Annotated in this window: 27 protein-coding genes; 11 read left to right on the top strand and 16 right to left on the bottom strand. The window is 62.2% G+C overall.

The features are described from left to right. The first annotated feature begins 13 nt into the window (after window positions 1–13). Complete coding sequence (locus tag ASD99_RS29430; protein ID WP_056584410.1) at window positions 14–541, top strand: gamma carbonic anhydrase family protein; 528 nt, start codon at window positions 14–16, stop codon at window positions 539–541. A 44-nt stretch (window positions 542–585) separates the two neighbouring features. On the opposite strand, the gene ASD99_RS29425 is transcribed toward ASD99_RS29430, so the two are convergent. From ASD99_RS29425 to ASD99_RS29405, 5 genes are all read right to left on the bottom strand, one after another. Then, the gene (locus ASD99_RS29425) at window positions 586–1146 is read right to left on the bottom strand and encodes an ankyrin repeat domain-containing protein (protein WP_056584414.1); all 561 of its coding nucleotides are present in this window, start codon (window positions 1144–1146) and stop codon (window positions 586–588) included. Between the two features lie 115 nt (window positions 1147–1261). After that, on the bottom strand, window positions 1262–2014 hold the full coding sequence (locus ASD99_RS29420) for an NYN domain-containing protein (RefSeq protein ID WP_057145784.1): 753 nt from the start codon (window positions 2012–2014) through the stop codon (window positions 1262–1264). 358 nt (window positions 2015–2372) lie between these two features. Beyond that, window positions 2373–2981 (bottom strand): transglutaminase-like cysteine peptidase, encoded by a 609-nt coding sequence (locus ASD99_RS29415; protein WP_057145783.1) that lies wholly within the window; start codon window positions 2979–2981, stop codon window positions 2373–2375. A 273-nt stretch (window positions 2982–3254) separates the two neighbouring features. Then, window positions 3255–3872: a PilZ domain-containing protein gene (locus ASD99_RS29410; protein WP_056584424.1), complete on the bottom strand. Its 618-nt coding sequence runs from the start codon at window positions 3870–3872 to the stop codon at window positions 3255–3257. 184 nt (window positions 3873–4056) lie between these two features. Then, entirely contained in the window at window positions 4057–4689 is a 633-nt protein-coding gene (locus ASD99_RS29405) for a PAS domain-containing protein (RefSeq protein WP_056584427.1), read from the bottom strand. 389 nt (window positions 4690–5078) lie between these two features. Here ASD99_RS29405 and ASD99_RS29400 point away from each other — a divergent pair, with 389 nt between their 5' ends. Both ASD99_RS29400 and ASD99_RS29395 read left to right on the top strand, forming a co-directional pair. Then, window positions 5079–5837, top strand: a complete 759-nt coding sequence (locus tag ASD99_RS29400; protein ID WP_056584430.1) for a rhomboid family intramembrane serine protease — start codon at window positions 5079–5081, stop codon at window positions 5835–5837. Between the two features lie 87 nt (window positions 5838–5924). Further along, window positions 5925–6356 carry a CBS domain-containing protein gene (locus tag ASD99_RS29395; RefSeq protein WP_056584432.1) on the top strand — a complete coding sequence of 144 codons (432 nt, stop codon included), beginning with the start codon at window positions 5925–5927 and terminating at the stop codon, window positions 6354–6356. 47 nt (window positions 6357–6403) lie between these two features. On the opposite strand, the gene ASD99_RS29390 is transcribed toward ASD99_RS29395, so the two are convergent. Beyond that, window positions 6404–6661 (bottom strand): YjhX family toxin, encoded by a 258-nt coding sequence (locus ASD99_RS29390; RefSeq protein WP_056584435.1) that lies wholly within the window; start codon window positions 6659–6661, stop codon window positions 6404–6406. A gap of 282 nt (window positions 6662–6943) precedes the next feature. On the opposite strand from ASD99_RS29390, the gene gatB reads away from it, so the two are divergent. Continuing rightward, window positions 6944–8443, top strand: a complete 1500-nt coding sequence (gene gatB / locus ASD99_RS29385) for an Asp-tRNA(Asn)/Glu-tRNA(Gln) amidotransferase subunit GatB (protein ID WP_057145782.1) — start codon at window positions 6944–6946, stop codon at window positions 8441–8443. Between the two features lie 4 nt (window positions 8444–8447). Continuing rightward, window positions 8448–8936, top strand: a complete 489-nt coding sequence (locus ASD99_RS29380; protein WP_057145781.1) for a GNAT family N-acetyltransferase — start codon at window positions 8448–8450, stop codon at window positions 8934–8936. Window positions 8937–8959: 23 nt separating this feature from the next. Here ASD99_RS29380 and ASD99_RS35235 read toward each other — a convergent pair whose 3' ends face one another. Continuing rightward, the gene (locus ASD99_RS35235) at window positions 8960–9082 is read right to left on the bottom strand and encodes a hypothetical protein (protein ID WP_274533730.1); all 123 of its coding nucleotides are present in this window, start codon (window positions 9080–9082) and stop codon (window positions 8960–8962) included. Window positions 9083–9158: 76 nt separating this feature from the next. Here ASD99_RS35235 and ASD99_RS29375 point away from each other — a divergent pair, with 76 nt between their 5' ends. Further along, window positions 9159–9476 (top strand): hypothetical protein, encoded by a 318-nt coding sequence (locus tag ASD99_RS29375; protein WP_244497937.1) that lies wholly within the window; start codon window positions 9159–9161, stop codon window positions 9474–9476. Window positions 9477–9564: 88 nt separating this feature from the next. On the opposite strand, the gene panC is transcribed toward ASD99_RS29375, so the two are convergent. Both panC and panB read right to left on the bottom strand, forming a co-directional pair. After that, window positions 9565–10416, bottom strand: a complete 852-nt coding sequence (panC, locus tag ASD99_RS29370) for a pantoate--beta-alanine ligase (protein ID WP_057145779.1) — start codon at window positions 10414–10416, stop codon at window positions 9565–9567. Continuing rightward, complete coding sequence (gene panB / locus ASD99_RS29365; RefSeq protein ID WP_057145778.1) at window positions 10413–11255, bottom strand: 3-methyl-2-oxobutanoate hydroxymethyltransferase; 843 nt, start codon at window positions 11253–11255, stop codon at window positions 10413–10415. The genes panC and panB overlap by 4 nt, the downstream gene beginning before the upstream one ends. 228 nt (window positions 11256–11483) lie before the next feature. Here panB and ASD99_RS29360 point away from each other — a divergent pair, with 228 nt between their 5' ends. The 3 genes from ASD99_RS29360 to ASD99_RS29350 all read left to right on the top strand — a co-directional run bounded on the left by ASD99_RS29360 (window position 11484) and on the right by ASD99_RS29350 (window position 13060). Next, entirely contained in the window at window positions 11484–11882 is a 399-nt protein-coding gene (locus ASD99_RS29360) for an NADH:ubiquinone oxidoreductase subunit NDUFA12 (protein ID WP_057145777.1), read from the top strand. 123 nt (window positions 11883–12005) lie between these two features. Beyond that, window positions 12006–12599, top strand: coding sequence for a DUF2155 domain-containing protein (locus ASD99_RS29355; RefSeq protein WP_057145776.1), 594 nt, complete (start codon window positions 12006–12008; stop codon window positions 12597–12599). 74 nt (window positions 12600–12673) lie between these two features. After that, window positions 12674–13060, top strand: a complete 387-nt coding sequence (locus tag ASD99_RS29350; RefSeq protein ID WP_056584459.1) for a hypothetical protein — start codon at window positions 12674–12676, stop codon at window positions 13058–13060. 12 nt (window positions 13061–13072) lie between these two features. On the opposite strand, the gene aat is transcribed toward ASD99_RS29350, so the two are convergent. The 6 genes from aat to ASD99_RS29320 form a co-directional block, all read right to left on the bottom strand. Then, window positions 13073–13690: a leucyl/phenylalanyl-tRNA--protein transferase gene (aat, locus tag ASD99_RS29345; RefSeq protein ID WP_056584462.1), complete on the bottom strand. Its 618-nt coding sequence runs from the start codon at window positions 13688–13690 to the stop codon at window positions 13073–13075. A gap of 12 nt (window positions 13691–13702) precedes the next feature. After that, a complete protein-coding gene (accC, locus tag ASD99_RS29340) occupies window positions 13703–15046 on the bottom strand; it encodes an acetyl-CoA carboxylase biotin carboxylase subunit (protein ID WP_057145775.1) in 1344 nt (447 codons plus the stop codon). 10 nt (window positions 15047–15056) lie between these two features. After that, window positions 15057–15515 (bottom strand): acetyl-CoA carboxylase biotin carboxyl carrier protein, encoded by a 459-nt coding sequence (accB, locus tag ASD99_RS29335; RefSeq protein WP_056584659.1) that lies wholly within the window; start codon window positions 15513–15515, stop codon window positions 15057–15059. Between the two features lie 26 nt (window positions 15516–15541). Then, window positions 15542–15976, bottom strand: a complete 435-nt coding sequence (gene aroQ, locus ASD99_RS29330; protein ID WP_057145774.1) for a type II 3-dehydroquinate dehydratase — start codon at window positions 15974–15976, stop codon at window positions 15542–15544. Window positions 15977–16126: 150 nt separating this feature from the next. Then, window positions 16127–16930, bottom strand: a complete 804-nt coding sequence (locus tag ASD99_RS29325; protein ID WP_057145773.1) for a DsbA family protein — start codon at window positions 16928–16930, stop codon at window positions 16127–16129. Between the two features lie 61 nt (window positions 16931–16991). Then, entirely contained in the window at window positions 16992–18386 is a 1395-nt protein-coding gene (locus ASD99_RS29320; RefSeq protein WP_082525340.1) for a M48 family metalloprotease, read from the bottom strand. A gap of 145 nt (window positions 18387–18531) precedes the next feature. Between ASD99_RS29320 and ASD99_RS29315 the strand changes: the two genes are divergently transcribed. Together ASD99_RS29315 and ASD99_RS29310 are read left to right on the top strand one after the other, a co-directional pair. Next, window positions 18532–19680, top strand: a complete 1149-nt coding sequence (locus tag ASD99_RS29315; protein ID WP_056584479.1) for a pyridoxal phosphate-dependent aminotransferase — start codon at window positions 18532–18534, stop codon at window positions 19678–19680. A 4-nt stretch (window positions 19681–19684) separates the two neighbouring features. Continuing rightward, a complete protein-coding gene (locus ASD99_RS29310) occupies window positions 19685–20632 on the top strand; it encodes a glutaminase (protein ID WP_056584482.1) in 948 nt (315 codons plus the stop codon). 107 nt (window positions 20633–20739) lie between these two features. On the opposite strand, the gene ASD99_RS29305 is transcribed toward ASD99_RS29310, so the two are convergent. Continuing rightward, on the bottom strand, window positions 20740–23694 hold the full coding sequence (locus ASD99_RS29305) for an Rne/Rng family ribonuclease (protein ID WP_056584485.1): 2955 nt from the start codon (window positions 23692–23694) through the stop codon (window positions 20740–20742). Window positions 23695–23804 lie beyond the last annotated feature (110 nt).

Here is a 23804-nt window from a genome sequence, read left to right as displayed (position 1 = left end):
TCGGAGACCAGAAATGCCGCTTTATGCGATCGATGGAACGGAGCCCAGCTTCGAGGATGCGGACTCGAACTGGATCGCGCCGGATGCGACGCTGATCGGGGACGTGCGCGTCGGCCGCAACGCCGGCTTCTGGTTCGGCACCGTCATTCGCGGCGACAATGAGCCCATCGTCATCGGCGCCGACACCAATGTGCAGGAACATACGGTGATGCACACCGATCCCGGCTTTCCGCTAACCATCGGCGAGGGCTGCACGATCGGCCACCGCGCCTTGCTGCATGGTTGCACGATTGGCGACAACAGCCTGATCGGCATGGGCGCCATCGTGCTGAACGGCGCGAAAATCGGCAGAAATTCGCTGGTCGGCGCCGGCGCGCTGGTCACCGAAGGCAAGGAATTCCCCGACAATTCGCTGATCGTCGGCTCGCCTGCCAAGGCGATCAGGGTGCTGGACGACGTGGTCGTGGCAAGGTTGCGCGGGTCGGCGGCGCACTATGTCGCCAACGGCAAGCGCTTCAAGATGGGGTTGAAGAAGGTCTGAGGTCAGCCTGGCATTTGCAGGCGGTGGTTTCGTAGCGCCCCAACTTACTGTCCGTCAGAGCTGCGCCCGGCCATCGCATCGCGCAGCAATGAAGCACCGGCTTCAAAGCCGGCAATCTCGGCTTCCTCGATGGCTGTCCTGTAGTCATCGATGCGGGTTTCGAGCGCCGGGTCGGCGCCAGCCGCCAAAAGCAGGCGGATCGCATCGACACTGCGGATTGCCACCGAATAGTGAAGTGGCGTCCAGTCGTTCACGCCCCGCATGTTGGGGTCAGCACCGCCGTCGATCAACGCCCGCACGATGTCCAGCCTGTCCGCCCGGTCGGTGGACAGCGCCGCAATGATGGACGGAAACCCGCCGTGATCCTGGTAATTCGGATCCGAGCCCGCATCGAGCAAGGTCGAGATGAAGCGGGCGGGGCTCCAATAGATGGCATATTCCAGCGGATGGCCGAGGCCGAATTCGAACGGCATGCGCTCGTCGAACCAGCGGGAAGAGCCGCCCAGGGCTACGCCGAGGCCTTCGAAATCGCCGGCCTTGAAGGCATCGTCGATCGCCTTGAACAGGCGATGACGCTCGCGCCGATCTTCCGGGATTTCCAACATCGCGGTGATCCAGAAGGCGAAACCAACGGCCTATAGTGCCTCGATCTTCTGCCTGTGGAAAGGCGGCCGGGATGTTCTGATGCGCTCGGTGGGACCTGTGATCCTCTGGCCACCGCTACGCGGCTTTGTTTTTTACTTTTTTTCCAGCCGAAGGCTTGGTCCGTATTCGCATGCCTCCACCCTTGGGGGTGTCGATCTCAAATGCGTCTGTACTCCTCACCAGGTCGCTCAGTTTGCTGAATCCGTAGGTGCGGGGATCAAAATCTGAAAACAGGTTTGACAGCTGTTTTCCGAAGGTGCCGAGCAACACCCAGCCATCCTCGCTGTCCATCTGGCCAATGACTTTCTTGAGTATGGGCATAGCAGCGCTGGGCGATTGGAGCGGCTTGGCCACAGGCGCGGTATCCAGAACGTTCGCAGCGCCACGAAGAAGATTTTCGGTGTAGATGAACCGGCGACATGCTTGCCGGAAACTTTCCGGAGTTTTCTGCTCGCCGAACCCGAATACATCGACGCCCTGTTCACGAATGCGGGCGGCGAGCCTGGTGAAGTCGCTGTCGGAAGAAACCAGACAGAAACCGTCGAAGCGACCGCTATGGAGCAGGTCCATGGCATCGATCACCAATGTGATGTCGGATGCGTTCTTCCCGGCGGTATAAGCGAACTGCTGCTGCGGGATGATCGCATGCTTCGACAAGACGTCAGCCCATCCCTTCGATCGGGCATTTGAAAAGTCACCGTAGATGCGGCGGACGCTGGCTTCCCCAATCTTCGCGATCTCCTCGAACAGACCGTCGACAATCTTGGCGGAAGCGTTGTCGGCGTCGATAAGAACCGCGAGGCGCGGTGATCGAGGTTCGGTCGGCATGCGACACTTCCTGCAGTTGGCGCGATCGCGAGTTTCGAACTATAGCCGGTGAAACCATCGCTGAACCGAGGTTCGCGCTACTTTGCTGTTGTAGCAGAGGTACGCAGCAAACAGAAATCAACGCTGTTGGAATCGTGACATCGATCACGATTTCAATGAGTTAATTCCAGAAATGGCGGAGCCGGCCCGGGGACGGGGCCGGCTCCTTTGACCCGGTCGTTGGGGACGGGGAGGGTGGGGACTCGACCGGGTTTCTCCTGAAGCACCTCGCAGTCATGCGACGCGCCTGACCTCTGTTTTATGCCTGTCGTCGTCCCAAGACCGCTGCGCACTCTCGGGCGGCATGCATTGGCGGCCCTTAGCGGACGCTGGCGACCGCGTCGGAGCGGCCATCGTTGATCGTCACCCAAACGCCGGAATTCTGATCTGACTGGCGCTTGAGATAGGTGTAGTCGGTGTCCGTCCAGGACAGCACCTTGGTTTCCAGATTGTCGAGGATGAATTCCCCCAGGCTGGTGCGCACGGTCAGCACCGCGTGGCCGTCGCCATTCGGCTGGCGCGCGACCGTCATCAGCAGATTGCCGGCGGGCACGCCCGCAGCCATCAATTCGCGACGCTTCTCCAGCGCGTAATCCTCGCAATCGCCATAGCCATTGTCGGGATAGGCCCAGTATTCCTCGACACCGTAGTTTTCCATGTCGGTGCGCGGCTTGATGCGGGTGTTGACCGAATTGTTGATGTTGACGATCGTCGCCCACAGTTTGCGGGTCAGTTCGACCGGCGCGCCCTTGGGGGTCCTTTCGCTGCATTCGCCGGCTATGCGCTGGCAGAATTCATAGTGGCCAACAGGCTGCGTGGTGCGTCCGCCGGTGTGCATATAGGCCGGTCCCGCGGCATATGCTGACCCCCAAGCGGAAAGCTGCATCGCCATTGCCACCAGCAACAGCTTGCCCCTCGTTTTCTTCATTGTTGTAGTCTCCCCGTTCGAAGGAGACATTGCCACATGTGGATTTATTTGAGGCAAAAGCGCGAAGTAGATATTGAGTAAAACGCCAGTAGAATAAACGTAAAATTTGAATTATTTGAGTATTAACTTGTTTGGGGTTTTGAGGCCTCTGCTCTCGTGCATTGATGTCACTCAGGCCTTTCCGGGAGCAGCCGAAGCGCGCTGGTCACGGGGCGTAAAAACAAAAAACCGGCCGCAAGGACCGGGTTCATGGAGTGGTGCTGTCGGGCCTGCTCAGGCGCGCGGCGTGTTGAATTCGGAATCGAGCGTCTCGGGGCGCTGGATGACGGCGAATTCTATTGCGACGCCGTCTTCGAAATGGCGCACGACCTGCCCGCGCATGGTGCCGAGCATGACCTGGACGCCGATCGCCGGCTTGACGTCGATCTCGATCGCGGCGCCGGAAAGCGACAGGTCGATGATACGGCACTGGTACTGACGGCCGTCGGTGAGCTGCAGCACGCTGGTCGGATTGCGTGGCGCGACGCGCTCGTGGCGGCGGTCCTCCGGCAGGTCGAGTTCGTGCTTGTTGGCAAGCCAGGTCAATTGCGCCGCAAGCTTGTCCTTCTTGCGATCCGACGCGATGACGGTCATCGCGAAACCGTCCTGCAAGGTGCGCGTGACGACACCTTCGATGCGGCCGATATGATCGATGTAGGCGATGATCTTTTCGCCGGGCATGCCTTTGCGGTCGGTGCGAAACGCGACATTGCCCGGTGACATGTCGACGACCTGGCAGGGATGCTCGGTGCGGTCTTCCAGCATGAAGCGCCCGTATATCTTGACCCGGACGCGCTGAAAGTTACGCCTTTCAGCTTGGGACGGCGCGTAGTCGACCGCCGCTGACCTCATGTCTGCCTACACCCCGTTTGGCATCCCACGCGTCGATGCGAGGAACTTCATCGCAGAAGTACAACAAAGCAGGTTAACAAAGGGGAAAAGTGGGCGCTTCAGGGCTTTCCTTTTTATGCATGTCGTTGTCCCAAAACCGCTGTGCAGTTTCGGGCGACATGCAGCAAGCCGCGAGATTGCGGACTTATTCCTCGCGCCCGCCATCGAAGACGACGAGATGGCGGATGCGGCGCGCCCGGCCGAGCGCGGAGATCGTCTCGGGTGCCCCGAGTTCATCGGGAACGAGCGAGGGAACATCGATCGCCGGGCGGTTGTTCAGCAGCTCCTTCTCCGGATCGATGACGCGGATCGAATCGATCAACGCGTCGGTGATCGGGTCGGCGCCCAGCCAGAAGGGCTTCTCCACGGCGCTGATGACGCCCAGGCAGCGCGGATTTTCGACGCCGCCGTCAAGCGGCAGGGCAAGCAGCTCGAACCTGTTGGAGCGTCCGTTGCGGCTGAAGCCCTCATAGCTGATGAGCACCACCGATTTCTGGTCGAAGACGCCATGGATCAGCCGCGAAACGAGCCGCTGATCCTTCTCGCGCCACAGCGAGGGAAAGGAGAACCCCTTGAGCTCGCGGCCATAGCAGGCGCAAAGCCTTGTGCCGGCGAGCCGGAATACGGCTTGCCCGCGCGTGTCCCGTTCCAGGATGAAGGTGTCGGCCAGCAGCGACTTGATGTCGGCCGGCTCGACCTCCGAACGCTTCGGGGCAGGGCGTCCATCACGCAGGCGGTTCCAATATTGGAACAGCGTGATCGATCCGTTCTGGTTCATGCTATGCTGCTCCGCGCAATCTGTCGTCTGATGTCCCATCGGTGAACAGAAGGGCGCCCTCCGATGACCTACATGCGTTGCGGAGCAGGAAGCGTGCCAGCGTCGTTAACACTTGTTCACGGGTCGGGGCCGTTAAGGTTAACAAGTGGTTTACATTGCATCGAAGCCAGCCCCGTGGCACTTAAAAACCACTCCAGAAGCGGTCGTTTCACGACGATCGGCAGCACTTCAGTCAAGAGTTTTAGGGGAGCAGGGGGCTCGACCAGCCGTTCAAGGGAAACCTTGAACGGCTTCTTTTTTGATTCGCGCCCAGCGATTCGCGGTTTGCTGTTCGGTCCGCGGTGATCTAGATGCTCGAATCTCGAATCCCGCAGTGAGTGCAATTTCAAATGAGTGAACCGGTAACTCCCCCGGAAGCCGACCCGGTCGAGGGCGCACCCGAGCCCCGGCGCGAGCCGGTGTTCAATCTGCCGCCCGTCGTGCTGGCGATAATCGGCATCTGCGTGGTCGTCTACCTGTTGCAGCAATATGTGCTGACCGAATCCCAGCAGATGACACTGCTGTATGACGGGGCCTTCATCCCTGTTCTCTACACCGGCCAATACGGCTTCGACTGGTTCCTGTTTTCCCGCCCCTTCACCTATGCTTTCATGCATGGTGGTTTTGCCCACATTGCCATCAACATGGTGTGGCTAGCTGCTTTCGGTTCACCGCTGGCAAATCGTCTGGGCACGTTCTGGTTCGCGCTCTTCTTTGCCGTGACCGGGTTGGCCTCGGTCGCGCTGTTCTGGGCGGTGCATCCTTACGGAGAGGCGCCGCTGGTCGGCGCTTCCGGCGCGATATCAGGCATGATGGGGGCCGCGGCGCGTTTTGGTTTTCACACCGACCGCTCGGCCGGCAAGGCCGCCTTCGCCGGCCCCGTGCTGCCGATCGCATTCGTATTGCGCTTGCGCGGCGTCGTGATCTTCCTCGCCATATGGATGATAATCAACCTCGCCACCGGCCTTCTCGGCTTTGCCCCGGGGGTAGACGGCCAGATCGCCTGGGAGGCCCACATTGGCGGCTTCGCCGCCGGCTTCTTCGGCCTGCGCTGGTTCGACAGGCGATGGCAGGCGGCCGAGTGGGAGACGACCGACTACCGCACTTGAAATGCAACCGATCACGGCGCACGATGTTCACTCTTATGTGAAGGCCGGTCAGGGCAGGAACCGGCAGGCAAAGCAGAGGAGGACGCCATGACGGTTAAGGCAATTCTCGAGAGAAAAGGCCATGACGTGTTCACGCTCGGGCCAAACGAAAAGCTGAGCGAAGCCATCCGTATCCTGGCCGAACACAAGATCGGCGCGCTGGTGATCACCAATGGCGATCGCAAGATCGTCGGCATCCTTTCGGAGCGCGACATCGTGCGGGTTGTCGCCCGCGAAGGCGGAGCCGCGCTCGATATCGCCGTGCGTTCGGCGATGACGCCGAAGGTGAAGATCTGCAACGAAAACCATACCGTCAACGAGGTGATGGAGATCATGACCCGAGGCCGCTTCCGCCATCTGCCGGTGGAAAAGGACGGCATGCTCGATGGCATCGTGTCCATCGGCGACGTGGTCAAGCGCCGCATCGAGGATGTCGAGCGCGAGGCCGACGAGATCAGGGCCTACATCGCCACCGCCTGAGCCGTGAAGGGAACCGCCGGCCGGAGGACCGACCGGCGGAGCGTATTCTACCTGTTGTCGAGTTCGGAACGGACGAGTTCCAGCCCGCGCCGGGTGATGCGGTAAGGTCCGCTACCCGACGAAGAAACCGCCTTCTTGCGCTTCAGCTTTCGAAACAGGTCGAGATCGACGCCCGGATAGTGCCAGCCGTCACGGGTCAGGCATTTGACGGAGGCGATCCGCTTTTTCTCGTTCTTTTCGACTTCAATGCGTCCGCCCTGCGCGAGCAGGTGCAGGATGCGCTGTTCTATGCGCGAAATATCCATGGGAGAGTTTCCGGGAAAACAAAAATGCCGCCGCCGCGAAGCTTCGCGGCACGGGGTTTCAGGTTTTCTGCCCTGCCTCGCTAGGAGGCCAGGGCCTTACCGGGACTGAGCGTAAGTGGACATCCACTCTCCATTGGAATGGAGAGGCATTTAGCTGAAGGTGGCGGAAAATGCCAGTCGACGGCTTTGCGCTTGTCTCTTTTGGCTGTTTGGACTAGCGAAAGTCGCTGTCCGTTTGCATTCTGCAAACAAGGCACCAGATCGATACGCAACAGGTTTTACATGTCCCTCATCGATACCCGCACGCCCGACGCGAAACGCCTGATCCCCGGCGCCACCGGCGACTGGGAGATTATCATCGGTCTTGAGGTCCATGCGCAGGTCACTTCGGAAGCAAAGCTGTTTTCCGGCGCTTCGACCGCCTTCGGCGCGGCGCCCAACGCCAATGTCAGCCTGGTCGATGCGGCCATGCCCGGCATGCTGCCCGTCATCAACGAGGAATGCGTCAAGCAGGCGATCCGCACCGGCCTTGGACTGAAGGCGCAGATCAACCACAAGTCGGTTTTCGACCGGAAAAACTACTTTTATCCCGACCTGCCGCAGGGCTACCAGATCTCGCAGTTCAAGCAGCCGATCGTCGGCGAGGGCACGGTGATCGTCTCGGTCGGCCCGGACCGCCAGGGTGAATTCGAGGACATCGAGGTCGGCATCGAGAGGCTGCATCTGGAGCAGGATGCCGGCAAATCGATGCACGACCAGCATCCGACCATGTCCTATGTCGATCTCAACCGCTCCGGCGTGGCGCTGATGGAGATCGTCTCCAAGCCCGATATGCGCTCGGCCGACGAAGCCAAGGCCTATGTCACCAAGCTGCGCACCATCGTGCGTTATCTCGGCACTTGCGACGGCAACATGGACGAAGGTTCGATGCGCGCCGACGTCAACGTCTCGGTGCGCAAGCCGGGCGGCGAGTTCGGCACGCGTTGCGAGATCAAGAACGTCAACTCGATCCGCTTCATCGGCCAGGCCATCGACTACGAGGCGCGCCGGCAGATCGCCATTCTCGAGGATGGCGGCAAGATCGACCAGGAGACGCGGCTGTTCGACGCCGTCAAGGGCGAGACGCGCTCGATGCGCTCCAAGGAAGAGGCGCACGATTACCGCTATTTCCCCGATCCGGACCTTTTGCCGCTGGAATTCGACCAGGCCTATGTCGATGCGCTGGCCAAGGAATTGCCGGAACTGCCCGACGACAAGAAGGCGCGGCTGATCGCGACGCTCGGCCTGTCTACCTATGACGCGTCGATCCTGGTGTCGGAAAAGCCGATCGCCGATTATTTCGAGAAGGTGGCCGCCGGCCGCGACGGCAAGCTCGCCGCCAACTGGGTCATCAACGATCTGCTCGGACAATTGAACAAGGCCGGAAAAGACATTGAAAACGCTCCGGTTTCGCCCGACCAGCTCGGCGCGGTCATCGATCTGATCAGGGATGGCACCATCTCCGGCAAGATCGCCAAGGACCTGTTCGAGATCGTCTGGAACGAGGGCGGCGATCCGCGTCAGCTGGTCGAAAGCCGTGGCATGAAGCAGGTCACCGACACCGGCGCCATCGAGAAGGCCGTCGACGAGGTGATCGCCGCCAACCCGGACAAGGTCGAACAGGCGCGCGCCAAGCCGAGCATGGCCGGATGGTTCGTTGGCCAGGTGATGAAGGCGACCGGCGGCAAGGCCAACCCGCAAGCCGTCAACGACCTCGTCAAGGCCAAGCTGGGCATCGAGTAGGGCCGTGTTCGTCCGCACTGCCGGAGAGGGCGACCTTGCCGCTGTGCGGACGCTCCTGGTCGAAACCTGGCATGCGACCTATGACGCCATTTATGGGGCTGCCAAAGTCACCGAGATCACCGATGAATGGCACTCGATCGCTTCGCTCCGCTCGGGGCTGACAAGGCCGAATTCGGAATTCCTGGTGGCCGATGACGGCAAGCGCATCGGCGGCATGGCTTTCGCCGCCGCCACCGCGGATGCGAAAGTCATCCTGTTGAACCAGCTCTATGTCCATCCGGACTGCCAAAGGCGCGGGGTCGGGCAAGCACTGCTCGACGAGGTCGAAGCCAGTTTCCCGGAAGCCCAAACGCTACGCGTCGAGGTCGAGGAGGCCAATGGCGCCGCCATCGCCTTCTACCGATCGATGAGGTTTTTGCCCGTCGGCACCGCCGGAGAATCCCATGAGACTTCAAGGCCGACGACGCTGAGTTTCGAGAAGCCGCTCGGATAGGCTGCCGCCTGGGCTTTTTATCGTCAACCGGTCACCGGGCCGGGCTGGAGCGGCATCCGGTTGACGTAGCTGTACATGCCAACCGAGGAATAGCGCGAGGAAGGCGACTGGCGGGCAACACCGCGTGGCGGCAGCGATTCGGCCATGCGTCATCCCGGCATTTGCTGTGCCGGCTCACGACGGATATGCAAGGGGATGACCAAACTGTCTCGCACCGCAGCGTTGGCGCTGCTCGCCATCATCATTTTCGCGACCTCGTCGCCGATCCAGATGCGGCCGCACATCGCCGAAGCGAATGTTGAGCGTGCCTTGGCTTATGTTCTGTTGGGCTTCGCCCTGGCGCTCGGCTTCCCCAACCGACTGTATCAAGCCGTGATCTTTGTGGCTGTGACCGCCGGCATGCTGGAATTGCTGCAGATCATTGATCCAGGCCGTCACGCACGCCTCATCGATGCACTTGTGAAAGCCTTTGCCGGAGTGGTTGGGATCGTCGCGGGACACCTGATCGTCAGGGCCGGCGGACAAAAGAGCGAGAGGTAGGCGCGGCAGGAATCCGCCGCAATACCGTCGACCTGGAAGAAGTGCGGGCACATCGACCTGTGGTCGGCCGGAGGAACAAGCCTTCGCTTTAGGTAGAGGCAACCTCGACATTGTCGATCAGCCTGGTCTTGCCGAGCCAAGCGGCCGCGAGCAGGCGCCCTTCGCGGTCTCGACGCCATGGCGCAAGCGTCAGGCTTTCGCGTGCCTCGACATAGTCGACTTTTTGGAAGCCGGCGGCGATGAGGGCGCGGCTGGCCTCTTCGGTTGCGTCGCTCCGGTCTGCGCCTGCCGCCAGGGCCACTGCCGTGTTGCGCAATATCACGTTGAACTGGCGGGCGATCTTGAGTTCGGTTTCGTCGAGATAGGCATTGCGTGACGACATGGCGAGACCATGCGCGTCGCGTATCGTCGGTGCGCCGATGATCTCGACGGGCAGGTCGAGATCGCCGCAGAGCTGTCTGACGACGCAAAGCTGCTGGTAGTCCTTCTCGCCAAAGACCGCACAGTCAGGCGTTGCCTGCAGCAGGAGCTTTGTCACCACGGTAGCGACGCCGTCGAAAAAGGTCGGCCGAAAGTCCGATTCGAGCCCGGCTGAGGGGCCACCGACCGAGATTTTCGTGGCGAAGCCGACGGGATACATCTCGCCAACCGTCGGTGTGAAGGCAAGGTCGGCCTTTGCCACGCCCAGCCGATCGAGGTCGCGGGCGAGCTGGCGCGGGTATTTGTCGAGATCTTCGCTCGGCGCGAACTGCGTCGGGTTGACGAAGATCGATATGACGCAGCGATCGGCCCGTTCGAGTGCAATCCTGACCAGCGAGATGTGCCCGTCATGCAGCGCGCCCATGGTCGGCACCATGGCGACACGGAGGCCATCGCGCCGCCAGTCATGGATTTGCGCGCGAAGTGCGGCAACACTGTCGACGACGACGGGCTGGCTCATGCGTCATCCCTGCTCTTTGCCGCCGAAAAGACATGGCCGGGGCCGGGGAATGTCCGGCCTCGCACCTCCGCTGCATAGGTTTCGGCGGCATGCGCGATCACGCCGCGCAGATCGGCATATTCCTTGACGAACTTCGGCACGCGGTCGACGGTGAGCCCGACCATGTCGTCGATGACCAGGATCTGGCCGTCGCAGTCGCTGCTGGCGCCGATGCCGATGGTTGGAATGGCGATGCGGCGGGTGATATCGGCGGCGACTGTCTCGACCGTGCCTTCGATGACCACCGAGAAAGCCCCGGCGTTCTCGACGGCGAGCGCATCGCGAAGCAATGCCGCAACAGCCTCCTCGGTGCGGCCCTTGATCTTGTAGCCGCCGTCCTTCTCGACCGATTGCGGCTGCAGGCCGATATGTCCCATGACCGGAATGCCGGCATCGACGATGGCCGCGATCTGCCTGTTCATGTCGACGCCGCCTTCGAGTTTCACCGCCTGGCAACCGGTCTCGTCGACGACCCGCCGCGCCGAGGCAACGGCAAGTGCTGCCGAATCCTCATAGGTTCCAGCCGGCAGGTCGACGACGACGCAGGCCCTGGCCGAGCCGCGCATCACCGCTTGCCCATGCGCGATCATCATCTCCAGCGAGGCGCCCAGCGTCGTCTTGTGGCCATGCAGCACCATGGCGACGCTGTCGCCGACCAGGAGCAGGTCGACATGGTCGTCGAGCAGACGGGCGACGGGGTAGGTATAGGCGGTCAGGCAGACAATCGGCGTGCCGCCCTTGCGGCGGCGAATCGCCTCAGTGCTGATGCGGATGTCGGTGGTCGGCAATTCCGTGGCCAATCGTCACCTCTTCGGCCTGCAGCCGGGTTGGATACCCCGCATGGCGCGCAGAGCTTTAGAAAGACCGCAAAGGCTTGGCAAGCGCCCATCCAGCCGCCCGGAAGGATCACGGGCTTGTGTCGGGTTTCTGGCAAGCCATTTGCACGCTCCCTGTGGCAAAACCCTTGCCTTCCCGAAGGCCTGACGCCATAAGCAGGAAACGGGCGCCGCCGGCGCGAGGGTTTTGTGATGAAGACTTTTCTTACGCAGTTTTTCACCTGGTGGAACAGCCAGACGTTGGGAACGCGCCTGCACACTTGGCGGCATGGCAAGAGGGTCGGCCAGGACGAAACCGGCAACGTCTACTACGAGGGCGGCATCGATTCGGAAGGCCGCACGCGCCGCTGGGTCATCTACCGCAACTATTCGGAAGCTTCCGCGATCCCGCCCGGCTGGCACGGCTGGATCCATCACCGGGTCGACGTCGCGCCGTCGAGCGAGGACTACAAGTCACGCGACTGGCAGAAGTCGCATCAGCCCAATTTGACCGGCACTCCGGCAGCCTATCGTCCGAAGGGTTCGGTGCTGACCAATCAGCACCGCCCGCAGGTCACCGGCGACTACGACGCCTGGACACCCGGGTCGTAACGACAGGGTGCAAGCCGGTCCTTTATCGCCACAATTGGTGTTTAGCTGCTTGCTGATCAGAAAACGCCGACTAGCCTTGGCGATCAATAGAATCACCCGGGCGCGAACCACCGGTACCCCTATATGAGCTTTTTCAGCCTGACATCGATGGGCGGCCTGACGGTAGCCGCCGGCCTTGCCGTCAGCACCACGGCCTTCGCGGCTTCGCCTGAACCCGCCGCGCCGGCGCCGGCGCCGCCTGCGGGAGCGGAACGGGTCACCAATCCCATTGCCGAGTTTGCCGGCATCGACAAGATCACAGGCCGCATCATCACCTTCGATGTCTATATCGACGAGACGGTCCAATTTGGCGCTTTGCAGGTCACGCCGCGCGTCTGCTATTCGCGGCCGCAGACCGAGGAGCCGAAGACGGATTCCTTCGTCGAGGTCGACGAGATCACGCTCGACCGCAAGATCCGCCGCATCTTCACCGGCTGGATGTTTGCCGAAAGTCCCGGGCTCAACGCTGTCGAGCATGCCGTCTATGACGTCTGGCTGAAGGCCTGCAAGCAGAAGTCGGATGTACCGGCGCCCGATGGCGCCAAGGCTGACGGAACCAAAGCCGAGGCACCCAAGCCGGCCGCCGCCAAGCCGAAGCCCACGACCGCTCCGGACCTCACAGAGCCGGATGTGACCGAGCCGGACGCTTCGGAACCCGATACGACCGACACCAACTGATCCTCCGGAACCGTCCTGGCCACCAAGCGTTGGACCAAGGATGACCGCGCACCAATGCGCAGGAGGGCCTTTCGGTGTCAGACAGCAAGCGGATCACAGCCAGCAAAAAGGATCTTCTGGAACTCGAAAAGGGTTTCTGGACGGGTGACTCGGCTTACTACGCGGCCAATGCCGACACCGAATGCCTAGTGGCATTTCCGCAGATGGCCAAGGCGATGGACAATGCCGATCTCGCCAAGACCGCAACCAAGCCCAACCGCTGGCGGGACCTGAAGATCGATCTCAAGGGTATTATCGAGCCGGGCAGCGACATCGTCATGCTGACTTACGAGGCGCATGCAACACGCGAGAACGGCGAACCTTACGCGGCCCTGGTCAGCACCGGCTATGTCCATCGCGTCAACGGCTGGAAGATGATGTTCCATGCGCAGACGCCGATAGAAGCCGCTGCCGGGAAGTAAGGGGCTCAATCGTCAGGGATAGAATACGGCCTCGCCCTTCAGCGCGTCGGCCAGCATCTTCTCATATTTGCCGCGCGGCACGTCGACCGCGCCGAAGCGCTTGAGGTGCTCGGTGGTGAACTGTGTGTCAAGCAGAACAAAGCCGCGCGCCTTCAATCGCTCGACGAGATAAAAAAGGCAGGTCTTGGAGGCGTCCGTCTCCCGGGCGAACATGCTCTCGCCAAAAAACACCCGGCCAAGCGATACGCCATAGAGACCGCCGACCAGCCGGTCCTCGCGCCACGCCTCGACCGAATGACAATGCCCTATCCGATGCAGTTCGACATAGGCTTCCCGGATCGGCGCGTTGATCCAGGTCGACCGCCGTTCCGCGCGCTTTTCGGCGCAGCCGTCGATCGTGGCTTCGAAATCGAAATCGAAACGGATGTCGAAAGGGTGCTTCTTGATCGTTTTCTTCAGGCTTTTCGGCGCGTGAAAACCATCGAGTGGAATGATGCCGCGTGTCTCCGGCCGCACCCAGAACACCTCCGGGTCGCTGGCGCTTTCGGCCATCGGGAAGACGCCCGAGGCATAGGCCTTGAGTAAAAGGTCGGTGGGGATGCGATAGCCGGGCGCGTAGGGACGGGTCATCGCGTTTCCGCGTTACTCTTCCTTGGCCAGATATTTTTCCAGCCAATGGATGTCATAGTCGCCATTGGCGATGTCGGCATTGCCGACGAGATCGCGAAACAGCGGCAGCGTCGTCTTGATGCCGTCGACGACGAATTCATCGAGCGCCCGGCGAAGCCGCATCATGCACTCGACGCGGTTGCGCCCATGCACGATCAGCTTTCCGATCAGGCTGTCGTAGTAGGGCGGAATCTTGTAGCCGGAATAGACGCCGGAATCGACGCGGATGCCGAGGCCGCCCGGTGTGTGGAAGTGGGTGATCGTGCCTGGCGAGGGGGTGAAGGTGCGCGGGTCCTCGGCGTTGATGCGGCATTCGATGGCGTGGCCGTTGAACTTGATGTCCTCCTGCTTCACCGAGAGGCCGCCGCCGGAGGCGACGCGGATCTGCTCGTGCACGAGATCGATGCCGGTGATCGCTTCCGTCACCGGATGCTCGACCTGCAGGCGCGTGTTCATCTCGATGAAATAGAACTCGCCATTCTCGTAGAGGAATTCGATCGTGCCGGCGCCGGAATAGCCGAGATCGGCGATCGCCTTGGCGCAGATGCCGCCGATACGGGCGCGTTCTTCGGCATTGAGGGCCGGCGAGGGCGCCTCTTCCCAGACCTTCTGGTGGCGGCGTTGCAAGGAACAGTCGCGCTCACCGAAATGCACGCCGCGGCCAAAGCCGTCGCCGAACACCTGCACTTCGATGTGGCGCGGCTTTTCCAGGTATTTTTCGATGTAGACGGCATCGTCGCCGAAGGCCGCACCGGCTTCCGTGCTTGCTGTCTGCAAGGCGATCTCGAGGTCAGCCTCGGTAAGGGCGACCTTCATGCCGCGCCCGCCACCACCCGCGGATGCTTTGATAATCACGGGATAGCCGATCTCGGCGGCAATGCGCTTGGCTTCCTTTTGATCGGTGACGGCGCCGTCCGAACCTGGCACCACCGGAATGCCGAGGCGCTTTGCCGTGCGCTTGGCCTCGATCTTGTCACCCATGATGCGGATGTGGTCGCCGGTCGGGCCGATGAAGGTGATGTTGTGGGCAGCCAGTATGTCGGCGAACTTGGCGTTCTCCGACAGGAAGCCGTAGCCCGGATGCACAGCGTCGGCGCCGGTGATTTCGCAGGCGGCGACGATCTGATGGATGTTCAAATAGCTGTCGCGCGATGGCGGCGGCCCGATGCAGACGCTCTCGTCGGCGAGCCGCACATGCATGGCGTCGGCGTCGGCGGTCGAATGCACCACCACCGTCTGGATGCCGAGTTCCTTGCAGGCGCGCAGGACCCGGAGGGCGATTTCGCCGCGATTGGCGATGAGGATCTTCTGGAACATCAGGCCCGCTCTACTCGATCACGACGAGCGGCATGCCATATTCGACCGGCTGCGAATCCTCGAACAGGATCGCCGTCACAGTACCGGTGCGCGGCGAGGGGATCTGGTTCATCGTCTTCATCGCTTCAATGATCAACAGCGTCTGGCCTTCCTTGACCTTCTGGCCGACCTCGATGAACGCCTTGGCGTCCGGCGACGGCGCCAGATAGGCGGTGCCGACCATCGGCGAGGTGACCGCATTCTTGGAAAGGTCTGCTACAACAGGCACGGCAACGGCGGCAGCTTGCGCTGCTGCCGGCGCATAGGCCGGCTGCGGCGCTGCGATCGCATGAACTGCCGGCGCCTGCCGCGAGACGCGCACCTTCAGGTCGCCCAATTCGACCTCGATCTCGGTCAGGTTGGTGTCGTTCAGTATGCCCGCCAGATCACGGATCAGCTGCTGGTCAACACCGGTCTTCTTTATCGACATTTTCGAGCCTTCTGTTTGTTGGCCGGTCATAGGCGTGCTGCCAGCGCCTGCAATGCCAGCGTGTAGCCGAGCGGCCCAAAGCCACAGATCATGCCGACGGCGACCGGCGCGACCATGGAGACGTGGCGGAATGGTTCCCGCGCATGGATGTTGGAAAGATGAACTTCGGCGACGGGCAGCGGCGCTATGGCGCGGATGGCGTCGTGGATGGCGATCGAGGTGTGGCTGTAGGCGCCTGGATTGATGACGATGCCGACTGCCTTGTCGCCGGCTTCCTGGATCCAGTCGACAAGGTCGCCCTCATGGTTCGACTGGCGGAAATCGATCTCGAGCCCCAGCGCCGTACCTGCCTGCTTGCAGTCGTCGGCGATCGCGGCAAGCGTCTTGCCGCCATAGATGCCCGGCTCACGCTTGCCGAGCGCGTTGAGATTGGGACCGTTCAGGACGAAAACCGTTTTCAAAAAAGCCGACCTTTCCCGGCGCCGACATCAAGCCGGCGCGCTGGGCCCTCTATAATGGGCATAGCCGCCCGCGGAAAGAGCGCAAGTGTGTTCTTTCACTGTCCACAACCGGCGGAAATGTGGCCGTGAGAAATTTGCTCGCGAGCAAGATCAGAGCGCGGCCTTCGCCGCCTCGATCTTTTCAGCCAGCACTTCCTGCCCGAGCGCCCCGAACACCACCTCATTGCCGACCACATAGGACGGCGTTCCGGTGATGGCCAACTTGTTGGCAAGGTCATAGGTCTTGGCGAGGGCCTCGTTGATTGTCGGGTCCTTCATTTTCTCGCGCAGCACCGCTTCATCGGCACCGAGCGACAGCGCGACCTTGAAAGCCGCCGCCTCGGTGGCGCGCCCCTGGCCGCCGAGAAGCGCATTGTGGAACTCGCCGTACTTCTCCGGGTGCATCAGGTGGAAGGCCATCGAGACGACGCTCGCCTTCTGCGAATCCGGTCCCAGGATGGGGAATTCCTTGAGCACGAAGCGCAACTCCGGATCGGACTTGGTTAGTGCCCGCATGTCGTCGATGGCGCGTTTGCAGAAGCCGCAATTGTAGTCGTAGAACTCGACGATGGTGACCTTGCCGTTCGGATTGCCGACAACGCCGTCGAAGGCGGAGTTGAAGATCTGGTCCTTGGCATTCTTGATCACACCGAGGTGGGCGATGCGCTGCTCTTCCTGCTGCTTGGCCTCAAGCGCGTCCTGGACCTCCAGAAGGACTTCCGGGTTCTTCAACAGATAGTCGCGGATGATGCCTTCGACCTCGGCGCGGTCGATCTTGGTGTCGGCCGCAGCCGTCTCGACGGGCTGCGCGGTACCAGCCCTGGCAATTTGTGGGCTTCCAGCCACGAATCCGAAAGCCAGCATGGCAACAGCGACCGCAACCCCCGTGGTGCCCAGCAGCAGTGCTTTTTTCATCGTTCCTGTTCCTTTTACCTGTTTTTCGGTCTGGCTATGTCGCAGCGCGCGACCGGAAGGTTCACTTGATCTTGCTTGATGACCTGTAGTTTATGATATCCTGAGCGCGAAGCCAGCGCGGCTCGCCGCGTTTCATCTGCTGCTGCGCCCGCATGGCGAAAATCTTCGCATCCTTGTAGTTACCAGAATAGAAATGGCCCTCGGCGGTGGCAAGTTCGGCGCCCGGTATGTCGCCCAACTCACCATAGGCCTGTGCCAGGTAGCGATACCCGGCTGAGTTTTCCTTGTCGCGCCCGAGGCCGTTGTTGATCTGCACGACGGCTTTTTTGAGAGAGTCGGGCGTGCCGACGGCCATCAGTGCCTGGCCCATGGACACCGGCAGCAGGCCGGAGCGTGCCGGATCGAGGCTGACTGCCTTGGCATAGGCTTCCGCCGCATCCCTGGGCTTGTTGGCCTTCATCAGGATGTCGCCGCGCAGTTCCTGGAAGTAAGCATTCTTCGGCTGCGCTTTGATCAGTGCATTGGTCTTGGTGAGCGCGGCGGCGATATTGCCGAACAGGTAGGTCGACTGGGCATCGCCATATTGCGCGGCGAGGGTCCCTTGCATCTTTCGCATCAGCCGCGACGCGGCGGCCTGGCCTTCCATGTAGACGGCGATCTTCACCCGCATCATGTCATGACGCTGCTGCAGTGCGGGCGGGTCGAGCTTGTCGACATTGGGGCTCTGTTTGACCAGCACTTCAAGATTGGCGATGCGGTCCTGCGGCATCGGATGGCTGATCCGGTAGGGATCGACCTGCGCGCCCGACAGCGACAGCGCCGTCTGGAAACGGTGGAACGTCTTCAGCATGCCCATGCCGGACTGGCCGGTGGCGTTGAGATAGGTGATCGCCGAGCGGTCGGCCGTCATCTCCTCGGTGCGCTGGTAAGCGAGGATGCTGCGCTGTGCCATCTCGCCGCCGCCGGCCGCCACGCCCATGCCAGCCCCGGCAAGGCCACGGCTGTTGGTGGTCGCGCCGGCGACCATGGCACCGGCGCCAAGCAATGTCGCGATGATGGCCATCGTCTTGGCGCGTTCGAGTTGGTCGCGCAGTTTCTGCTGGTGGCCGCCGGCGATATGGCCGGCTTCGTGGGCAATGACGCCGATGATCTCGTTGGGCGTTTCGGCTGTCATCAGCGCGCCGGTGTTGATGAACAGCCGGCGCCCGGTGACAAAGGCGTTGAAACTCTGGTCGTTGACCAGAACGATGTCGATGCCGTCATTCGCCAAACCCGCTGCCCTGAAGATCGGCCGTGCGTAATCGCGCACCAGCGCCTCGATCTCGGCGTCGCGCACCACCGGCACGTTCTGGGCAAAGGCGCTGACCGAACTCGCCATCGCAACGGCAACGCCAAGCGAAAGCGTCGCGAAGACGCGCGCTGCCTGGGCAATCGTCGATCTGGGTCGGCTCAACATGATGGCTCCACTGGTAGACGAGCGGGCGAAAGATGAAAAGTCGGCGCCGGAAACTTCCTCAACTTGTGATCCTCACATCAATCGGGCATTTGTGCGGCGCATGCGCCAGTGCTTGGCGCCGTCAGTCATCGGGAATACTGGTTAAATGGTCGTTTCGCTCTCACGCCGTGGCAATGTCGAGCCCTTCCATGCCATGGACATTCTGGCCGAGGCAAACCGGCTGAAGGCTGGAGGGGTGCCGGTTGTTTCGATGGCCGTTGGCCAGCCTTCCGATCCCGCACCGGTTCTGGTTCGCGCGGCCGCGGCCAAGGCGCTGCAGGACGGACGCATCGGCTACACCGACGCGCTCGGCCTCGCCGCCCTGCGCAAGGCGATCGCCGGACACTACGCCGATCACTATGGGCTTGATATCGAGCCCGGCCGGATCGCGGTGACCACCGGGTCATCGGCCGCCTTCAACCTCGCCTTCCTGGCGATGTTCGATCCGGGTGACCGCGTCGCCATCGCGGCGCCCGGCTATCCCGCCTACCGCAACATCATGGCCGCACTCGGCATCGACGTGGTCGAGATCGAACTCGACGCTGCCGCCTACCTGCATGCTGGCCATCTCGAGACCGCGCATCGTGAAAAGTCTCTGAAAGGCGTTCTGTTCGCCAGTCCGGCCAATCCGACCGGCGCGGTCATTCCGGCCGATGAACTGGCGGCTCTGGTGAGGACGGCACAAGACCTCGGCATCGCCGTCATCTCCGACGAGATCTACCATCGGCTGGCCTATGCCGCCCCCGACACCACGGCCCTTGCCTATGGAGGCGACGTGACGGTGATCAACTCGTTCTCGAAATACTATTGCATGACCGGCTGGCGCATCGGCTGGATGGTGCTGCCCGAAGATCTGGTGCGGCCGGTCGAGCGCGTCGCCCAAAGCCTGTACATCTCGCCGCCGGAACTGTCGCAGATCGCCGCGATCGAGGCGTTCAGGGCGACTGAGGAGCTGGAGGCGGTGAAAGGCCGTTACGCCTGGAATCGTGAGCTCTTGATGAAACGTCTGCCGGAACTCGGCTTTCCGCTGGCCGCGCCCATGGACGGCGCCTTCTATGCCTTCTGCGATGTCACCAGGCATACCAACGACAGCATGGCGTTCGCACGGAAGATGCTGGCCGAGGCGCATGTGGCGGCGACGCCAGGCCGCGACTTCGACACCCAGGCGGGACACCGGACCATGCGTTTCTCCTACGCCGGCAGCCACGACGACATGGTCGAGGCAATGGCGCGCATCGAACGCTGGTTGAGGTAGTCCCATGCCGGAACTCGAACAGGCCCCCAAACTTGATCAGGCGTTGGCCGAAGTCGCAGCCGAAATGGCTGATCGCACCGATCGCGGTGACGTCGCTTCCTACATTCCGCAGCTGGGCAAGGTCGATCCGAAGAAGTTCGGCATCGCGGCCGTCACCAATGACGGCCGCGTGCTGATGGCGGGTGACGCCGAACAGGTTTTTTCGATCCAGAGCATCTCGAAAGTGTTTACGCTGACGCTGGCGCTCGGCAATGTCGGCGACGCGCTGTGGCAGCGGGTCGGGCGCGAACCGTCAGGCAATCCGTTCAACTCGATCGTGCAGCTCGAGCACGAGAACGGCATTCCGCGCAATCCGTTCATCAATGCCGGTGCCATCGTCATTTCCGACATCCTGCTTGCCGGCCACCAGCCGCGTGAGGCGATCGGCGAAATCCTGCGCTTCATCCAATTCCTCGCCGACGACGAGACGATCATCATCGACCGCGAGGTCGCGGCGTCCGAACGGGCCACCGGCTATCGCAACTTCGCGCTTGCCAACTATATGAAATCCTTCGGTAATCTCCATCATGCGCCGGAGTTGGCGCTGGGCGTCTACTTCCACCATTGCGCCATCGCCATGAGTTGCCGGCAACTGGCGCTCGCCGGCCGCTTCCTCGCCAATGGCGGCAAGAACCCGGCGACCGGGCATAGCGTGGTGTCGGCCGAGCGGGCACGCCGCATCGGCGCGATGATGCTGACCTGCGGCCACTATGACGGCTCCGGCGATTTCGCCTTCCGCGTCGGCATCCCTGGCAAGAGCGGCGTCGGCGGCGGCATATTGGGCATCGTGCCGGGCGTGGCCTCGCTTGCCGTCTGGTCGCCCGGCCTCAATGCCAACGGCAATTCCAAGCTGGGTTCGATCGCGCTGGAAAAGCTGGCCAGGATGATGAACTGGTCGATCTTCGCGCCGTAAAGCGCTGCGCGGCCCATCGGAACGCCAGACACGAAAAATCCCGCGCCGTCTTTCAAGACAGCGCGGGGTTCTTTTTGTCAAAAAGTCACTTCAGGTAACTGAAAGGCTTAGAAAAAGCCTTTCCGCTGCCACCAGCCTGCGCGCTTCGGCTTGTCCTCGGTCTTGGCTTCGGGCTCCTCCGCGACGGTCGAAGACACCACCGGCACGACCGGTGCATCGACGGCCGCCGGCTTGCGCCGCGACGGGCGGGCCTTCGGTGCCTCCTTGACAGCCGCGATGGCTGCCTCGTCGGATGCGGTGACTGGCGTCTCGACCGGTGCTTCCGCGACCGCTTCGGCAGCCTGCTCCTCGGCGACGACCTCGGCCGCGGCCTTCTTCGGCTTGGCGGCACGACGTGGCTTCTTTGGCTTCTCTGTGCTCGGCGCGTCGTCATTGGCCGGAGCAAGCACCACCGGCTCTTCGGCCGACGCGGCGATTTCCGGCTCGCTGGCGATCACCTCGGTTGCCGAGATTTCGACTTCAGACACGTCGGCTGTTTCGCCGGCGCTTACCTCGGCCTCGCCTTCACCGTCTTCGCGGCGATTGCGTTTGCCGCCGCGCTTGCCGCGCCGGCGCTTCTTGCCCGGGCCTTCATCCGAAGTGCCTTGGCCTTCGTCCGACGCCTCAACCGTCTCAGACGTTTCGGCAACACCAACAAGGGCGTTGTCGTCTGCTTCCGCGTCGCTATCGCTGGCGGCTGAGTCGGAGGCCTCATCGGCCGACGCGGAAACGGAAGCACCGTCCGCAGGGGCGCCATGTTCGCGGTCGCGATCCTTGCCGCCGCGACGACGCCGACGCTTGCGGCGCTTGCGGTCGCGGCCTTCGCCTTCTTCGCCACCGGCAGCAGGTCGGGGTTGTTGCTGCGGCTGCTGGCGTGGCTGTTCGGCCTGCACCGGCGCCTCATCGTCTTCCTCGACGACGACAATCTCGTCCTCGGGCTCCTCCGGCTCGGCATAGGCCGGGAAGCTGCGCGCCTCGACAAAGCCTTCCGGTTTTTCAGCCAGCGCGCCGCGGAAGATCGCATAGTGCTGCGCACCGACCGAATCGTCGGCCTCGACGGTGATCGTCAGCCCAAAGCGGCTTTCGAGTTCCACCAGCGTGCCGCGCTTGTGGTTGAGCACGTAGAGTGCGGTCGCCGCCGGCGTCCGCACAGTGATGTGGCTGCGCGAATCCTTGAGCAGGAATTCCTCGATTGCCCGCACCACCATCAGCGCGACCGACGAATCGGAGCGCACATGGCCGGTGCCGCCGCAATGCGGGCAGGGCTTCATGGTCGATTCCAGCACGCTGGCGCGGATGCGCTGGCGTGACATCTCCATCAGGCCGAAATGCGAGATACGGCCGACCTGGATGCGCGCACGATCGTTCTTGAGGTGATCCTTCAGCCGCTTCTCGACGGAGCGGTTGTTGCGATTCTCCTCCATGTCGATGAAGTCGATGACGATCAGGCCGGCGAGATCGCGCAGCCTGAGCTGACGCGCGACTTCCTCGGCCGCTTCCAGATTGGTGTGGAGCGCGGTGTCCTCGATCGAGTGCTCCTTGGTGGAGCGGCCCGAATTGACGTCGATAGCAACCAGCGCCTCGGTCTGGTTGATGATGATGTAACCGCCGCTCTTCAGCGTCACTTGCGGCTGCAGCATGCGGTCGAGCTGCGCCTCGATGCCGTTGCGCACGAAGATTGGCGTCGTGTCGCGGAACGGCTGAACCACCTTGGCGTGGCTCGGCATCAGCATGCGCATGAAGTCCTTGGCCTCGCGATAGCCTTCCTCGCCGGAGACGAGAATCTCGTCGATATCCTTGTTGTAAAGGTCGCGCACCGAGCGCTTGATCAGGCTGCCTTCCTCATAGACCAGGGCAGGGGCCGTGGACTGCAAGGTGAGATTGCGGACATTTTCCCAAAGCCGCATCAGGTATTCATAATCGCGCTTGATCTCGGCCTTGGTGCGGCTCTCGCCGGCGGTGCGCAGGATGACGCCCATGCCTTGCGGCACTTCGAGATCGGCAACGACCTCCTTCAGGCGCTTGCGGTCGACCGCGCTGGTGATCTTGCGCGAAATGCCGCCGCCACGCGCGGTGTTCGGCATCAGCACCGAATAGCGGCCGGCAAGCGACAGGTAGGTGGTGAGGGCCGCACCCTTGTTGCCGCGCTCTTCCTTGACGACTTGCACCAACAGGATCTGCCGGCGCTTGATCACTTCCTGGATCTTGTACTGGCGGCGCACCGGCTTGCGGCGGTTGCGCACTTCTTCCAGCGCATCCTCGGCGCCGACCGATTCGACCTCGTGATCGTCAGGATGCGAGGACTGCACTTCCTCGAGCATGCCGCGATCATTGTCGCCGGACGTGGCTTCGCTGCCCTGTTCCGCTTGGGGAACGGCTTCGGAAATCACATCGCCTTCGACCGCGGCGGCGATCGATGTCGGGCCGCCCTCGCGGGGCTCGGCTTCGTCCTGACCGGTGGAATCCTCGCCATGTTCGGACGCATCGGCATGCCCCGAGCTATCTGAATGTTCCGATGTATCGGCTGCGTGTTCGATGATTTCGGAGGTGTGGGAGATCTCCTCGACAACGATGTCGCCATTGTCGCCGTCTTCGCTAGCCTCGTCGGGATCGGCTGCATCGCGCTTGTGTTCACCGCGGTCGCGGGGCTTGCCGCCCCGCCGGCGGCCGCGCCGTCCACGATCGCGGCTCTGGCGATCATCGCCGTCCGCGTCCTCGTTCTCCTCGTCCTCGGCCTCCTGCGCTTCCGCGCGCAGCAGTGCCTGACGATCGGCGACCGGGATCTGGTAGTAGTCGGGGTGAATTTCACTGAAGGCGAGAAAACCGTGACGGTTGCCGCCATATTCGACAAAGGCTGCCTGAAGGGAAGGCTCTACCCGCGTTACGCGGGCTAGGTAGATGTTTCCTTTGAGCTGCTTCTTGTCCTGGGATTCAAAGTCGAATTCTTCAATACGGTTACCGCGAACGACGACAACGCGTGTTTCCTCCGGGTGGGAGGCGTCTATCAGCATTTTGTTGGGCATTATTTCGTTTCCCCCCGGCAGCCGTCAGCCGCAGCTTGCGAGGCAAAGCCTGCTGCTGCGTGTCTGGAGTGTGGGTGCCGGATATCTTAACGTCCGCCGGCCGCCGCTTG

The organism is Mesorhizobium sp. Root695 (assembly GCF_001428185.1).
GTDB lineage: Bacteria > Pseudomonadota > Alphaproteobacteria > Rhizobiales > Rhizobiaceae > Mesorhizobium.
Note: the sequence above shows the minus strand (reverse complement) of the source record. Positions and strands in the feature narration are given on the sequence as shown.

Bases quoted from the DNA above. Each gene is read 5' to 3' on its own strand.
- accB (WP_056584659.1), bottom strand. From the start codon at position 15,515: ATGTCGATAAAGAAGACCGGTGTTGACCAGCAGCTGATCCGTGATCTG.
- ASD99_RS29320 (WP_082525340.1), bottom strand. From the start codon at position 18,386: ATGTTGAGCCGACCCAGATCGACGATTGCCCAGGCAGCGCGCGTCTTC.
- ASD99_RS29325 (WP_057145773.1), bottom strand. From the start codon at position 16,930: ATGAAAAAAGCACTGCTGCTGGGCACCACGGGGGTTGCGGTCGCTGTT.
- ASD99_RS29360 (WP_057145777.1), top strand. From the start codon at position 11,484: ATGAAGACTTTTCTTACGCAGTTTTTCACCTGGTGGAACAGCCAGACG.
- ASD99_RS29410 (WP_056584424.1), bottom strand. From the start codon at position 3,872: ATGAGGTCAGCGGCGGTCGACTACGCGCCGTCCCAAGCTGAAAGGCGT.
- panC (WP_057145779.1), bottom strand. From the start codon at position 10,416: ATGAGCCAGCCCGTCGTCGTCGACAGTGTTGCCGCACTTCGCGCGCAA.
- ASD99_RS29420 (WP_057145784.1), bottom strand. From the start codon at position 2,014: ATGCCGACCGAACCTCGATCACCGCGCCTCGCGGTTCTTATCGACGCC.
- ASD99_RS29400 (WP_056584430.1), top strand. From the start codon at position 5,079: ATGAGTGAACCGGTAACTCCCCCGGAAGCCGACCCGGTCGAGGGCGCA.
- ASD99_RS29395 (WP_056584432.1), top strand. From the start codon at position 5,925: ATGACGGTTAAGGCAATTCTCGAGAGAAAAGGCCATGACGTGTTCACG.
- ASD99_RS29355 (WP_057145776.1), top strand. From the start codon at position 12,006: ATGAGCTTTTTCAGCCTGACATCGATGGGCGGCCTGACGGTAGCCGCC.
- ASD99_RS29405 (WP_056584427.1), bottom strand. From the start codon at position 4,689: ATGAACCAGAACGGATCGATCACGCTGTTCCAATATTGGAACCGCCTG.
- ASD99_RS29430 (WP_056584410.1), top strand. From the start codon at position 14: ATGCCGCTTTATGCGATCGATGGAACGGAGCCCAGCTTCGAGGATGCG.
- ASD99_RS29415 (WP_057145783.1), bottom strand. From the start codon at position 2,981: ATGAAGAAAACGAGGGGCAAGCTGTTGCTGGTGGCAATGGCGATGCAG.
- ASD99_RS29305 (WP_056584485.1), bottom strand. From the start codon at position 23,694: ATGCCCAACAAAATGCTGATAGACGCCTCCCACCCGGAGGAAACACGC.
- ASD99_RS29310 (WP_056584482.1), top strand. From the start codon at position 19,685: ATGCCGGAACTCGAACAGGCCCCCAAACTTGATCAGGCGTTGGCCGAA.
- ASD99_RS29315 (WP_056584479.1), top strand. From the start codon at position 18,532: ATGGTCGTTTCGCTCTCACGCCGTGGCAATGTCGAGCCCTTCCATGCC.
- aat (WP_056584462.1), bottom strand. From the start codon at position 13,690: ATGACCCGTCCCTACGCGCCCGGCTATCGCATCCCCACCGACCTTTTA.
- gatB (WP_057145782.1), top strand. From the start codon at position 6,944: ATGTCCCTCATCGATACCCGCACGCCCGACGCGAAACGCCTGATCCCC.
- ASD99_RS35235 (WP_274533730.1), bottom strand. From the start codon at position 9,082: ATGGCCGAATCGCTGCCGCCACGCGGTGTTGCCCGCCAGTCGCCTTCC.
- ASD99_RS29390 (WP_056584435.1), bottom strand. From the start codon at position 6,661: ATGGATATTTCGCGCATAGAACAGCGCATCCTGCACCTGCTCGCGCAG.
- ASD99_RS29425 (WP_056584414.1), bottom strand. From the start codon at position 1,146: ATGTTGGAAATCCCGGAAGATCGGCGCGAGCGTCATCGCCTGTTCAAG.
- accC (WP_057145775.1), bottom strand. From the start codon at position 15,046: ATGTTCCAGAAGATCCTCATCGCCAATCGCGGCGAAATCGCCCTCCGG.